Genomic DNA, 13,637 nt, shown 5'->3' on the forward strand with positions numbered 1-13,637 from the left:
GCGACGGCGACGGCGAAAGCAGCCGCAGCAGCGGCGGGGAGGGGGACGGACTGCCTACGCTCGCGCCGGGACGGCTCGCTGCGCGGGCCCGTCGTAGTGCGACAGCGGCCGGATCAGCGAGTTCGCCTCCCGTTGCTCGATCACGTGGGCGCTCCAGCCGAGCACCCGGGCCGCGACGAACAGCGGCGTGAAGACCGGGGTCTCGAAGCCCATGAGGTGGTAGGCGAAGCCCGACGGCCAGTCGACGTTCGGCTTCAGCCCCTTGCGGTCGAGCACGCCCGCGGCCAGCGCGTCGTACACCGCGGCGAGCTCGTCGACCCGGGTGTCGCCGGAGGCGCGGGCACGGTCGACGAGGCCGGCCAGCGCCTCCTCCATGGTCGGCACGCGGCTGTCGCCGTCCTTGTAGACGCGGTGCCCGAAGCCCATGATCTTCTCCCGGCGGGCGAGCGCGGCGTCGAGCCAGGCGAGGGCGCCGTCGGCCCCGCCGTCGTCGGCGACCCGTTCGAGCAGCTCGAGGGCGGCCTCGTTCGCCCCGCCGTGCAGGGGGCCCTTGAGCGCCCCGACCGCCGCGACGAGCGCGGAGTGCAGGTCGGAGAGCGTCGAGGCCACCACGCGCGCGGTGAAGGTCGACGCGTTGAACGAGTGCTCGGCGTAGAGCACCATCGAGGTGTCGAGGGCCCGCACGTCGACCTCGTCGGGCTCGCGGCCGAAGACGCGGTGCAGGAGGTCCGCCGACCAGCCGAGGTCGTCGCGCGGGGGCACCGGCGGCAGGTCGTGGCGGCGCCGCTGGTCGTAGGCGATGACGCCGGGCAGCGCCGCGAAGACCCTCGTCGCGAGGCGCCGCGCGGCGGCCGGGTCGTGCACGCCCGGGGCGGTGCTCGGCTCGGGCTCGGCGGCGCCCAGGGCGCTGAGGGCGGTGCGGACGACGTCCATCGGGTGCGCCGAGGTGGGGATGAGGTCGATGACGTGCTGCAGCCCGGGCGCGAGCGGCCGCGCGGCCCGGAGCTCGGCGTCGAAGGCGACGCGCTGCTCGGGGGTCGGCAGCTCGCCGTGCAGCAGCAGGTGGGCGACGTCCTCGACGTCGCAGCGGGCGGCGAGCTCCTGCACGGGGTAGCCGCGGTAGAGCAGCGAGCCGCTCGTCGGGTCGACGGACGACACGGCCGTCCGGTCGACCACCACCCCGGCGAGGCCCTTGTGCAGCTCGGGGGCGGACGCCGCCGCGGGGGCGGTGAGGGTGTCGCTCATGGTCACTCCTTCGTGAGGTGAGGCGGTGCCGGCGACGGTGCCGGCGGGCGGGCGGTGCGGTGCTGCGGTGCTGCGGTCGTGCTGTCGTGCTGTCGTGCTGTCGTACGGCGCTGCGGTGGGCGGGCGGAGCCGCGGCGCTCAGCGCTCGACGGTGAAGTCGAACACGTCGCCGTCGAAGGCCGAGTAGCCCTCGTAGTCGATCAGGTCGTACAGGTCGGCGCGGTGCTGCATCCGGTCGAGGAGGCGCACCTGGGTGCCCCTCTCGGCCAGCTCGTCCAGGCCGCGGGACGCCTCGCCCATCGCGAGGCGCAGCAGGCTCACGGGCCAGATGACGATCCGCACCCCGGCGTCGCGCAGCTCGTCGACGGTGTGCAGCCGCCCCTTGCCGAACTCGGTCATGTTGGCGAGCACGGGCACGTCGACCGCGGAGGCCACGGCCTCGAACTCGGCGAGCCCGGTGAGCGCCTCGGGGAAGACCGCGTCGGCCCCTGCGTCGACGAGGGCACGCACCCGGTCGACGGCGACGTCGAGCCCCTCGAGCGCCCGGACGTCGGTGCGCGCCATGACCAGGAAGTCGGGGTCGCGACGCCCCTCGACCGCCGCCCGCACGCGCTTCACGGCCGTGTCGAGGTCGACGACCTGCTTGCCGTCGAGGTGGCCGCACCGTTTGGGGTTCACCTGGTCCTCGACGTGCAGGCCCGCGACTCCCGCGTCCTCCAGGGTCTGCACGGTGCGCGCCGCGTTCATCGGCTCGCCGAAGCCCGTGTCGGCGTCGACGAGGGTCGGCAGGTCGGTCATGCGCGCGATCTGGCCGGCCCGCTGGGCGACCTCGGTGAGGGTGGTGAGGCCGATGTCGGGCAGGCCGAGGTCGGCGGCGACGACCGCGCCCGAGACGTAGACGCCCTCGAAGCCCTTGCGCTCGATCAGGCGCGCGCTCAGCGGGTTGAACGCCCCGGGCAGCCGCAGCACGTCGTCGGTGCCGCGCAGCCGCTCGCGGAACAGCCGCCGCTTCTCGGCCGGCGCCAGCGTCGAGTACAGCATCAGAACAGCCCCTCGGGCGACGCGGCGTCGACCTCGCGCAGGCTGCCCTCCGGCGGCGTCACGGTGAGCCCGGCGAGCTCGTCGGGGCGCAGGCTCCGGAGTCGCGGGGCCAGCTCCAGGAACCGCTCGACCTCCTCGTCGGCGAGCACCCCCTCGGCGAGCGTGCGGAACTTCCGCACGTAGTCGGCCCGCGCGAACGGCCGCGCGCCGAGCGGGTGCGCGTCGGCCACGGCGATCTCGTCGACGAGGCTCGACCCGTCGACGAACTCGACCTCGATGCGCCCGCCGAACGCCTTCTCGGCGGGGTCGACGGAGTGGTACCGCCTCGTCCACCCGGCGTCCTCGGCGGTGCTGATGCGACTCCACAGCTCCACGGTGTCGGGGCGCTGCGCGCGCTCGGGCGCGTAGCTGCGCTCGTGGTGCCACGCGCCGTCCTGCAGGGCGACGGCGACGATGTAGGGGATGGAGTGGTCGAGCGTCTCGCGGCTGGCCCGCGGGTCGTACTTCTGCGGGTCGCCCGCGCCCGAGCCGATGACGACGTGCGTGTGGTGGCTCGTGTGCAGCACGATGCGCCGCACGGCCGCGGGGTCGCGCAGCTCGGGCCGCTCACGGCCGAGACGGCGGGCGAGGTCGATCCAGGCCTGCGCCTGGTACTCGGCGCTGTGCTCCTTCGTGTAGCTGTCGAGGATGGCCCGCTTCGACTCGCCCGGGGCAGGCAGCGGCACGCTGTACCGGGCGTCGGGGCCGTCGAGGAGGCGCGCGATCACGCCGTCCTCGCCCTCCCAGATCGGGCTGGGGCTCGTCTGGCCGCGGAGCGCGCGGTCGATCGCCTCGACCGCCTGCTTGCCCGCGAAGGCCGGGGCGTAGGCCTTCCAGGTCGAGATGAGGCCCTTGCGCGACTGCCGCGTCGCGGTCGTCGTGTGCAGCGCCTGGGCGATGGCCTGGGCGGTGGTCTCGACGTCGAGGCCGAGCAGGGCTCCGATGCCGCCGGCCGCGCTCGGGCCGAGGTGGGCGACGTGGTCGATCTTGTGGGCGTGCAGGCTGATCGCTCGGGTCAGGTCGATCTGCAGCTCGTAGCCGGCCACCAGGCCGCGGAGCAGCTGCTCGCCCGTGGCGCCGACGTGCTGGGCGACGGCGAGCACGGGCGGCACGTTGTCGCCGGGGTGCGAGTACTCGGCGGCGAGGAAGGTGTCGTGGAAGTCGAGCTCGCGCACGGCCACGCCGTTCGCCCAGGCGGCCCACTCGGGCTGGACCCGCCGGTCGGGGTCGAGGCCGACGACGGTCGCGCCGTCGTGGCGGGCCGACCGGTGCTGCAGCCGCGCCGCGGCCTGGGCCCGGGCGGCGACGACGGGTGCGCGGTGCAGGCTCGCGGCGGCGACGGCCGCGTTGTCGATCACGCGGTTGACGACCATCTCGGCGACGTCGTCGTCGACGGCGACCGGGTCGACCGCGACCGCGGCGAGGCGGTGGGCCAGCTCGTCGCGCCGCGCGAGCGGGTCGTCGGACCGGTGGACGTGCACGTCGTTGAGCATCACGACGCTCACTCTAGGCGTCGGGCACCGGGGCCTGTCGAGGGGTCGCGGGCGGGGCGGGCGGGGTCGCGGGAGGCGCGGGCGGGGCTCCGGGCGCGCCCCGCCCCGCCCGCGGCCCCGTGACGACCGCCACGACGCCGACGAGCACGAGCGCGAGGCCCAGCCAGCCGAGCGGCGTCAGGCGCTCGCCCACGACGACGACCGCGAGCAGGGTGGCGACGACGGGCTCGAGCAGCGTGACGGTGGTCGCGCGGGAGCTCGACACCGTGCGGAGCCCGCGGCCGAAGAGCAGGTACGCGATGAACATCGGGCCCAGGGCGAGGTACGCGTGCACGCCGACCGATGTCGCCGACTGCACGATCGACCCGCCCGTCGCGAGCAGCACCGGCACCAGCAGCACGGCCCCGACGCCGAACTGGGCGGCCATGGCGCCCCGCGACGGGTGCCCCTGCTGGATGAGCCGGCCGGCGGTGTAGGTGTAGGCCGCGTAGGCGAGGCCCGCGAGCAGGCCGAGGGCGACGCCGCCCACGAGGCCGGCGCCCGGGGCGAGGGCCTCGCGGGGGTCGGGCCCCGCCCCGGCGACGACCGCGACGTCGGTCGGCGGCTCGGCGTGGCCGACGCTCGCGAGGAGCGCCACGCCCACGACGGCGGCCCCGGCGGAGGCGAGCCAGCGCCGCTCGAGGGGGCGGCGCCGGGCGGGCGGGTCGAGCAGCCGCTCGAGCAGCGCGGCGAACAGGGGCGCCGTGCCGAGCGAGACGACGTTGCCGACGGCGACGCCGGCGAGCGACATCGAGCTGTAGAACGCGAGGGGGTAGACGGCGACCCCGACGGCTCCGGGGGCGATCCAGCGCCAGCTGCCCCCGCCTCCTCGGAGCACCGCCGCGGCGAGGCGCGGGGCCGTGAGTGCCAGCAGGAGGCCACCGACCGTCATGGTGGCGGCCCCCGTCGCCAGCGGGCTGACCGTCCCGCCGACGAGGCTCGCGGCCGTGCCGGTCGTGCCCCAGAGCAGGGCGGCGAGGACGATGGCGATCACCGTCGTCATCGTAGGGCGCGGGCACCGCGCGGGCGCCCCGTGACGCCGCGGCGCAGGGGCGTGCGGAGTACCGGCCCCGGCCGGAGGGAGCGCGGCCGTCAGGAGGCGGGGGTCGGCTCCTCCCCCGCGCTGAACCGGTCGACGAGGGCCCGCTTGAGCACCTTGCCGCTGGGGCCGATCGGCAGGGCGTCGAGCACGTGGACGACCCGCGGGAACTTGTACGCGGCGATCTCGTCGGAGACGTGGGCGATCAGCTGCTCGGGGGTGGCCGTGGCTCCGGGGCGGAGCACCACCGCCGCCTCGATCTCCTGCCCGTGCACCGCGTGGGGCACGCCGAACACGGCCGCCATGGCGACGTCGGGGTGGGTGGCGAGCACCTCCTCGACCTGCCGCGGGTACACGTTGTAGCCGTTGCGGATGATCATGTCCTTCGTGCGGTCGACGATCGTGAGGTAGCCGTCGTCGTCCTTCGTGCCGAGGTCGCCGGTGCGGAACCAGCCGTCGACGATGGCCGCGGCCGTGTCGTCGGGGCGGTTCAGGTAGCCGTTCATGAGGTTGTGGCCGCGGATCACGAGCTCGCCGATCTCGCCGTGCGGCAGCAGGACGATCGCGTCGGCGGAGCCCGGGTCGGCGATCTCGACGTCGACGCCCCAGATGGGCGTGCCGATCGTGCCGGGCCGCGGCGGGCGGCCGACGTGGTTGAAGGTGGCGACCGGGGAGGTCTCGGTGAGGCCGTAGCCCTCGTGGATCGGCGCGTCGAAGACGGCCTGGAAGCGCTCGAGGACGGCGAGCGGCAGGGAGGCGCCGCCCGAGATCGCGTACCGGAGCGCCGGTCGTGCCTCGGTGCGCGTCGCGGCGTCGAGCAGCGCCATGTACATCGTCGGGACGCCCATGAAGATCTCGCAGCCGTGCTCGACCATGGCCGCGAGCGCGCCGTCGCCGTCGAACTTCGGCAGCATGACGATCGTGGCCCCGGCCCGGAATCCGGTGTTCATCGTGCAGGTCTGCCCGAAGGTGTGGAAGAGCGGGAGCGCCCCGAGCAGCACGTCGCCGCGGGTCATGTCGAAGGTCGTCATGAGGTTGGTGTTCACCTGCTCGAGCAGGGCGAAGTGCGAGCCCTCGGCCCCCTTGGGCTGGCCCGTCGTGCCGCTCGTGTACAGGATCGTGGCGGTGTCGAACGGGTCGCGGGGCACGTAGGTGTCGAGCGGCTCGCTCGCCTCGGCGAGCGCCTCGAGGCGGTCGTGCCCGGTGCCGTGCGGGTCGACGGACGAGGGAGGCGCCAGCACGGTCACGACGTCGACCCCGGCGAGCGCGGCGCCGGCGGCGCCCTCGGCGAGCAGCGGCGCGGCGCAGACGAGCATCGTCGCCCCGCTGTCGCGGAGCACGTACTCGATCTCGTGCTGCTTGAGCAGCGCGTGGACGGGCACCGCGACGGCGCCGAGGGCGAGGGTCGCGTAGTAGACGCGGGGGAAGTCGGCGACGTTGGGAACGAGCATCGCGACACGGGAGCCCTCGGTGACGCCCTTGGCGCGGAGCGCGCCGGCGTAGGCGAGGGTCTGCGCCCACAGCTCGGCGTAGGTGGTCCGCTGGTCGCCGACGATGACGGCGACGTCGTCGGGGAACCGCCGCGCCGACTCGGCGAGGACAGCGGCGACGGAGGCGGTGGCGCGGGTGGGTGCGGTGCTCCGGTCGCCCGGGGCGCCGGGGCCGGGGCGGGCCCCGGTGTCGGAGCCGGGGCTCGGGCTGGTGCTGGTGCTGGTGCCGGTGCTGGTGCTGGTGCTGGTGGCGGTGCCGGTGCTGGTGCTGGCCGGGGTCTCCGTGGTGCTGGTCATGGGTGGTCTCCGTCTCCGTTGACGTGCGAGTTCCTCGGATCATACGTCTGCATCCGTCCACCGCAGGGGCGAGTGCCAGGTGGCCGGGGAGGTGCCTCAGGTGAGGCTCGCCGGCCTCGTCAGGTGAGGCCGGCACCGCCGTCCGTCTCCTCGGCCCACTCGCTCCGGCCGACGCCCCGCCGGGCGAGGTCGCGGGCACCGCGTCCCTGACGCAGACGAGCGGGGCGGTGGTGCACGTCGTCGAGCAGAGGTGCGCCGTGGCGGGCTCCGACGTCGGTGGTGAACGCCGCGGGAGGGAGGGACGCGGTGAAGCCGAGCTCGCGGAGCGGCCGGTGCTCGTCCCACACGCCCCGCAGCCCCGAGAGCGCGGCGTCGACGCGGTCGAGCCAGTCGGGGCGCAGGGCGTGCCAGCGGGTCGGGCCGTCGACGACGACGTCGGTGAAGCCGGCGCGGCGCAGGGTGACGAGGTGCCGCGAGACGGCCGACCACCCGATGCCGAGGGACTCGTGAGCGAGCGAGGCGAGGTCGCCGGAGCTGTGCTCGCCGACGCAGAGCTGCTCGATGATCCACACCTCGACCGGGTCGGCCAGCACCTCGAACGGAGTCCGCGAGCGCCGCCAGCTCGGAGCCCGCTGCCCCTGCTCCCGCCCCCGGCCCCGGCCCCGGCCCCGCTCCTGCTCGGCGCCGAGCTCCCCCGCCGCCGCCTCCGTCGGGAGCCCGTCGTGCCCCGAGGAGAAGTCGCCCGCCAGAAAAGCCGATCCACTCCAGAGTGGAGCAGCCCCCTCCGGCCGCCCCCACGACCGCGCTCCCTCCGCCCCAGCTCCTCCACTCCAGAGTGGAACGCGACCCCCCGCCTCACACTGCGGGTCAGCCCCTGCTCCACTCCAGAGTGGAGGAACCCCCTCAGGCCCCTCGTCAGCGCCCGGCCCCATGTCCTGCGCTGCTCCACTCCCCAGTGGAACAGCCGCCTTCGGCGTGGTGGGCTCCGCGGGGGATGCTTCCGTCGCTCCTCCACTCCAGAGTGGATCGACGTTCTCGGCGACCGACTCCGCCGTGCTCACCCGAGCCACCTCCGCGTCCGCACGGCCCGCCGCCGCCGCCCCCGCTCCTCCACTCCAGAGTGGATCGACGTTCTCGGCGACCGACTCCGGGCGCAGGAGCTCGTCCGCCGCCCCGGCCGCCGCGCAGGCGACGTCGCGGCCGGCGTCACGGCCGACGGCGCGACCCATCGCAGCCTCGCTCACGTCACACCCCCTCGGGGCGCGGGCGACCGAAGGGCAGGCCCAGCGTCCCCTCGGCGACACGGCGGGCGTGCCGCTGCCCGGCAGGCGAGAGCCGGAAGGCCTCGGCCACGGCCCGACGCGCCTCCGCAGTGCTGCGCGTCGCCCAGGCCGCGTCGATCGCGGCGACCGCGTCGGTCGCCTGCTCCGAGTCGCCGGCCTCGTCGAGGGCCCGCAGCACGTCGACCACGCTGTCGAAGGCCGCCGCCAGCTCGTCGTGCGTGCAGCCCCGCCACGCCGGCTCGGCTCCGCCCCCCTCGACCCGCATCGCGAACCCCGCGTCGACCATCGAGGCCAGCCGCGACGTCACCGCCTCCTCCGTCGTGTCGAGACGGTCCAGGGCCCCGGTGACCAGCGCCTCCCGCGAGACCGCCCCGCCGCCCCCTCCCTCGGCGAGCAGGTCGAGCAGGTAGACGCCCACGGGGTCCGTGGCGATGACGAGGGGAGCAGAGGCGAGACCGGTGACGTTCATGGGGCGAGCGTGCCGCGGCGGCCGACCCGCGACTCCTGCCCGTCGACCGGCCTGGGGAGGACGCCCACGGCGAACGACCTGGGGAGGGCTGGCCGCGAGCCCCCGTCCACAGCCCCCGCGGCTTACCATGGGGGGCTCATGTCTGCCGCTCCCCTGCCTCCGCTCACGATCTCGTACCCTGCCGAGCTGCCCGTCAGCCAGCGGCGCGACGACATCGCCGCCGCGATCCGCGACCACCAGGTCGTGATCGTCGCCGGCTCGACCGGCTCCGGCAAGACCACGCAGCTGCCCAAGATCTGCCTCGAGCTCGGCCGCACCAGCATCGGCCACACGCAGCCCCGGCGCATCGCCGCCCGCACCATCAGCGAGCGCATCGCCGAGGAGCTCGGCCAGGAGGTCGGCGGGCTCGTCGGCTACCAGGTGCGATTCACCGACAAGGTGTCGAGCGACACCAAGATCAAGCTGATGACGGACGGGATCCTGCTCAACGAGATCCACTTCGACCGTGACCTCAAGCGCTACGACACGATCATCATCGACGAAGCGCACGAGCGCAGCCTCACCATCGACTTCCTGCTCGGCTACCTCAAGCAGCTGCTGCCCCGCCGCCCCGACCTCAAGCTGATCATCACCAGCGCCACCATCGACCCCGAGTCGTTCTCCGCGCACTTCGACGGCGCCCCCATCGTCGAGGTCTCCGGCCGCACCTACCCCGTCGAGATCCGCTACCGGCCGCTCGTCGCCGACGACGCGGCCAGCACGCGCGGCGATGACGACGACGACCTCGACGAGCTCGACGAGGCCCCGCCGCGCCGCGCCGCCGCGCCCGCGCGCTCCCCGCAGAAGAACGCCCCCGCGCCCGCGAGGGCGGACGACAAGGACTACCTCCAGGGCATCAACGAGGCCCTCGACGAGCTCGCCCGCGAGTCGAGCGGCGACGTGCTCGTCTTCCTCAGCGGCGAGAACGAGATCCGCGACGCGGAGGACGCCATCCGGGGCCGGAACCTCCCGCACACCGAGGTGCTCCCCCTCTACGGCCGGCTCAGCGCCGCCGACCAGCACCGCGTCTTCCAGCCCAGCACCACCGCCGGCACGAGACGCCGCATCGTCCTCGCGACGAACGTCGCCGAGACCAGCCTCACCGTGCCCGGCATCAAGTACGTCGTCGACGCCGGCACCGCCCGCATCAGCCGCTACTCCACGCGCGCCAAGGTGCAGCGCCTCCCCATCGAGGCCATCTCGCAGGCCAGCGCGAACCAGCGCTCCGGGCGTTCCGGGCGCACGAGCAGCGGCATCGCGATCCGGCTCTACAGCGAGACCGACTTCGAGAAGCGGCCCGAGTTCACCGAGCCCGAGATCCTCCGCACGAACCTCGCCGCCGTCATCCTGCAGATGATCTCGCTCGGGCTCGGCGACATCGCGGCCTTCCCCTTCCTGCAGCCGCCGGACTCCCGGGGCATCAAGGACGGCCTCGACCTCCTCCGCGAGCTCGGCGCCGTCACGCAGGGCGGTCAGATCACGCGCGTCGGCAAGCAGCTGACCCGCCTGCCGATCGACCCCCGCCTCGCCCGCATGGTGGTCGAGTCGAAGACGCAGGGCACCACGCGCGAGGTCATCGCGATCGTCGCGGCCCTCAGCATCCAGGACCCCCGCGAGCGCCCCCTCGAGCGCCGCGCGCAGGCCGACGAGAAGCACTCGCGCTTCCGCGACCCCAAGGGCGACTTCCTCACCCTGCTCAACCTCTTCGACTACCTGGAGGACAAGCAGAAGGAGCTCAGCGGCAACGCGTTCAAGCGCCTCTGCCGTGACGAGTTCCTCAACTACCTGCGCGTGCGCGAGTGGCAGGACGTCTTCCGCCAGCTGTCCCGCGCCGCCCGACCGCTCGGCCTGCACGTCGGCGAGCGCAGCGCGAACCCCGACGGGGTGCACCGCAGCCTGCTCGCGGGGCTGCTCAGCCAGATCGGCCTGTTCGACCCGCAGAAGAAGGACTACGTCGGCGCCCGCCAGACGCGCTTCGTGCTCTTCCCCGGCAGCTCGCTCGCGAAGAAGCCGCCGGTCGCCATCATGAGCGCCGAGCTCGTCGAGACGAGCCGGCTGTTCGCCCGCGTCGCGGGGGTCATCGACCCGGCCTGGGCCGAGCCGCTCGCGCCCGACCTCGTGAAGAAGAGCTACGGCGAGCCGCACTGGGAGAAGAAGCAGGGCGCCGTCGTCGCCTACGAGCGCGTGACGCTCTACGGCGTGCCGATCGTGCCCCGCCGCCGCATCCAGTTCTCGCGCATCGACCCGGGCTACGCCCGCGAGCTGTTCATCCGGCACGCGCTGGTCGAGGGCGACTGGGAGAGCCGTCAGGCGTTCGAGGCGAAGAACCAGCAGCTGATCCGCGAGCTGACCGAGGTCGAGGAGCGCACCCGCCGCCGCGACATCCTCGTCGACGGCGACGCCGCGTTCGAGTTCTTCCAGCGGCGCATCCCCGCCGACGTCACGAGCACCCGCGACTTCGAGGGCTGGTGGCGCACCGCGAAGCAGCAGACCCCCGACCTCCTGACCATGACCGCCGCCGACCTGCTCGGCGACGACGAGCCCGACGTCGACGAGGCCGGCTTCCCGAGCACGTGGCGGCAGGGCGACCAGACGCTGACCCTGCGCTACAAGTTCGAGCCGGGGGCCGACGACGACGGCGTCACGGTGGTCGTCCCCCTGCCGCTGCTGGCGCGCCTCCGCCCGGTCGGCTTCGACTGGCAGGTGCCGGGGCTCCGCGACGAGCTGGTCACGGCGCTGATCAAGTCGCTGCCGAAGCAGATCCGCAAGAACGTCGTGCCCGCCGCCGACTGGGCGTCGAAGATCACCGCCGAGCTGCCCGCCGAGCCGCCGGCCGACGTCGACGAGCCGTTCACCGCGACCGTCGCCACCGTCATCCGCACGCTCACCTACACGCCCGTGGCCGTCGACGACTTCGACCTCGAGCGCGTGCCCGCGCACCTCCGGGTCAGCTACGCCGTCGTCGACGAGCGCGGCCGCACGGCCGGCGTCGACAAGCGCCTCGACGCGCTCCAGGAGCGCCTCAGCGACGACATGCGCGAGAGCGTCGCCCGCGTCACGCAGGGCCAGGGCCGGGGCGAAGGAGGCGCGGGTCGCTCCCGACGAGGCCGCGGCGGCCCGCAGGCGGTCGCCTCGGGCGCCCCCGCGGCGAACGCCATCGAGCGCTCCGGCATCACCAGCTGGGACTTCGACGAGCTGCCGACCGTCGTCGACACGAAGCACGGCGACACCGTCATCCGCGCGTACCCGGCTCTGGTCGACGAGGGCACCTCGGTGGCGATCCGCCTGATGGCGACCCCCGCCGACCAGGCGCTCGAGACGCCCCGCGGCGTCCGCCGGCTGCTGATGCTCGCCGTGCCGAGCCCGGTGGCCTACGTGCAGCAGCACCTGACGGCTCCCGAGAAGCTCATCCTCGCCACGAGCCCGTACCAGAACACCGCCGCGCTCTTCGCGGACTGCCTCGTGGCCGTCGTCGACGACGTGCTGTACCGGGTGAAGCCCGACGGCCAGCTGTACACGAAGAAGGAGTTCCTCACCGTGCGCGACCGGGTCTCGGCCGCCGTGATGGACTCGATGTTCCAGACCGTGTCGCTCGTGGCCCGCACCCTCACGGCGGCGCGCGACGCCGACAAGGCGATGAAGGCGGCGACGAACATGTCGCTGCTGGCGGCCCTCACCGACATGCGGCAGCAGCGCGAGCGGCTGATCTACCCGGGCTTCGTCTCCGCGACCGGGCTGCAGCAGCTGCAGCGCGTGCCCGTCTACCTCGTCGGCGTCACGCGCCGCACGGCGAAGCTGCTCGAGGCGCCGGCGCGCGACCGGGCCTGGCTCACCGAGGTGCAGCAGGCGACGGAGCGGTACGAGGCAGCGGGCGGCACCTTCCCGCCCGCCGCCACCGCGCCTCCCGCACTCGTCCGCGCCCGGTGGCTGCTCGAGGAGTTCCGCGTGAGCCTCTTCGCGCAGGACCTCCGGCCGAGCGAGAGCGTCTCGCTGCAGCGCATCGTCAAGGTGCTCGCCTCCGCCTGACCGTCCCCGCCCGGGCCCCGGGCGGGGGCGCGCGCGGCCCCCGCACTAGCCTGGGCAGATGCGCGCGACGGTGAAGGACGTGGCCGCCCTCGCGGGCGTCTCGCCGAAGACCGTCTCGAACGTCATCAACGGCGTCGTCCGGGTCGCCCCCGACACCCGTGCCCGGGTCGAGGCGGCCCTCGCGCAGCTCGACTACGTGCCGAACCTCAGCGCCCGCGGGCTGCGCAACGGCCGCACCGGCGCGATCGCCCTGGCCTTCCCCGACCTGACGACCCCGTACAGCGCCGAGATGTCGCACTGGTTCGTCGAGGTCGCCCACGAGCGAGGCTGGTCGGTGCAGCTCGAGCAGACCGGCGTGCGGCCCGAGCGCGAGCGCGAGCTGCTGCTGCGCGGTCGCGAGCACCTCGTCGACGGCCTCGTGCTGAACCCCGTCAGCCTCGGCGAGAGCGCCATCGTCGGCGCGGAGGACCTCCCGCCGGTCGTCGTGATCGGCGAGGTCGAGCAGCACCTCGTCGACCAGGTGCGCGTCGACAGCGTCACGGCCGCCCGCGACATGACCGAGCACCTGCTCGCCCTCGGCCACCGGCGGATCGCCGTGCTCGGCTGCCCCGGCGACGGCTTCGACTCGGCCACGGCCCGGGCGCGCACCCTGGGCTGGTCGCAGGCGATGGAGGCGGCGGGGCTGCCGGTCGGCGACGACCTGCGCTGGGCCTGCCGCGCCTGGGAGCCCGAGGCCGGCGCCGCCACGGTCGCCGACGCCCTGGCCCGCGGCGAGGCCCCCGACGCCCTCTTCTGCTTCACCGACTCGCTCGCCATCGGCGCCGTCCACGCCCTCTGGAGCGCGGGCCTGCGGGTGCCCGACGACGTCTCGGTCGCCGGCTTCGACGACATCGCCGACGGCCGCTTCACGCGCCCGCCGCTGACCACCGTCCGCCTCGACAAGCGCCTCTTCGCCGAGCGCACCCTCGAGCTGCTCGCCGCGCGCATCGCCGACCGCGAGCGGGCGCCCGAGCTCGCGGTGATCCCGCACGAGGTGGTGCCCCGAGCGAGCACGGCCCGCCGGGCACGGCGCTGACGCCGCCCGCCGTCGCCCCGCTTCGCTTTCTGGATGGCGGCTGCCCGTCCGCTGTCAAGCGG

General features: G+C 74.5%; 9 protein-coding genes. 2 read left to right on the top strand and 7 right to left on the bottom strand.

Going from position 1 to position 13,637, the window contains the following annotated elements:
* Nucleotides 1-54: 54 nt before the first annotated feature.
* The 7 genes from IFT45_RS01645 to IFT45_RS01675 form a co-directional block, all read right to left on the bottom strand.
* The gene (locus IFT45_RS01645) at nt 55-1,245 is read right to left on the bottom strand and encodes a bifunctional 2-methylcitrate synthase/citrate synthase (RefSeq protein ID WP_192046170.1); all 1,191 of its coding nucleotides are present in this window, start codon (nt 1,243-1,245) and stop codon (nt 55-57) included.
* Between the two features lie 138 nt (nt 1,246-1,383).
* A complete protein-coding gene (gene prpB / locus IFT45_RS01650) occupies nt 1,384-2,286 on the bottom strand; it encodes a methylisocitrate lyase (protein WP_192126349.1) in 903 nt (300 codons plus the stop codon).
* Nucleotides 2,286-3,818, bottom strand: a complete 1,533-nt coding sequence (locus tag IFT45_RS01655; protein ID WP_185234093.1) for an MmgE/PrpD family protein — start codon at nt 3,816-3,818, stop codon at nt 2,286-2,288. Before IFT45_RS01655 ends, prpB begins: the two co-directional genes overlap by 1 nt.
* A gap of 13 nt (nt 3,819-3,831) precedes the next feature.
* Complete coding sequence (locus tag IFT45_RS17605) at nt 3,832-4,851, bottom strand: DMT family transporter (protein WP_371810833.1); 1,020 nt, start codon at nt 4,849-4,851, stop codon at nt 3,832-3,834.
* Nucleotides 4,852-4,949: 98 nt separating this feature from the next.
* Nucleotides 4,950-6,683, bottom strand: a complete 1,734-nt coding sequence (locus IFT45_RS01665) for a long-chain fatty acid--CoA ligase (protein ID WP_192126352.1) — start codon at nt 6,681-6,683, stop codon at nt 4,950-4,952.
* A 119-nt stretch (nt 6,684-6,802) separates the two neighbouring features.
* The gene (locus IFT45_RS01670; protein ID WP_056056769.1) at nt 6,803-7,276 is read right to left on the bottom strand and encodes a helix-turn-helix transcriptional regulator; all 474 of its coding nucleotides are present in this window, start codon (nt 7,274-7,276) and stop codon (nt 6,803-6,805) included.
* Nucleotides 7,277-7,928: 652 nt separating this feature from the next.
* Nucleotides 7,929-8,435 carry a hypothetical protein gene (locus IFT45_RS01675; protein ID WP_192126355.1) on the bottom strand — a complete coding sequence of 169 codons (507 nt, stop codon included), beginning with the start codon at nt 8,433-8,435 and terminating at the stop codon, nt 7,929-7,931.
* Nucleotides 8,436-8,573: 138 nt separating this feature from the next.
* Here IFT45_RS01675 and hrpA point away from each other — a divergent pair, with 138 nt between their 5' ends.
* Both hrpA and IFT45_RS01685 read left to right on the top strand, forming a co-directional pair.
* Nucleotides 8,574-12,500: an ATP-dependent RNA helicase HrpA gene (gene hrpA, locus IFT45_RS01680; protein ID WP_192126364.1), complete on the top strand. Its 3,927-nt coding sequence runs from the start codon at nt 8,574-8,576 to the stop codon at nt 12,498-12,500.
* Between the two features lie 58 nt (nt 12,501-12,558).
* Entirely contained in the window at nt 12,559-13,575 is a 1,017-nt protein-coding gene (locus IFT45_RS01685; protein WP_192126366.1) for a LacI family DNA-binding transcriptional regulator, read from the top strand.
* The last annotated feature ends 62 nt before the right edge of the window (nt 13,576-13,637 follow it).

Origin of the sequence: Frigoribacterium sp. CFBP 13707, assembly GCF_014842245.1 — a bacterium.
Lineage (GTDB): Bacteria > Actinomycetota > Actinomycetes > Actinomycetales > Microbacteriaceae > Frigoribacterium > Frigoribacterium endophyticum.

Coding starts and splice junctions, on each gene's coding strand:
- IFT45_RS01685 (WP_192126366.1), top strand. CDS start 12,559: ATGCGCGCGACGGTGAAGGACGTGGCCGCCCTCGCGGGCGTCTCGCCG.
- hrpA (WP_192126364.1), top strand. CDS start 8,574: ATGTCTGCCGCTCCCCTGCCTCCGCTCACGATCTCGTACCCTGCCGAG.
- prpB (WP_192126349.1), bottom strand. CDS start 2,286: ATGCTGTACTCGACGCTGGCGCCGGCCGAGAAGCGGCGGCTGTTCCGC.
- IFT45_RS01645 (WP_192046170.1), bottom strand. CDS start 1,245: ATGAGCGACACCCTCACCGCCCCCGCGGCGGCGTCCGCCCCCGAGCTG.
- IFT45_RS01675 (WP_192126355.1), bottom strand. CDS start 8,435: ATGAACGTCACCGGTCTCGCCTCTGCTCCCCTCGTCATCGCCACGGAC.
- IFT45_RS01655 (WP_185234093.1), bottom strand. CDS start 3,818: ATGCTCAACGACGTGCACGTCCACCGGTCCGACGACCCGCTCGCGCGG.
- IFT45_RS01665 (WP_192126352.1), bottom strand. CDS start 6,683: ATGACCAGCACCACGGAGACCCCGGCCAGCACCAGCACCGGCACCGCC.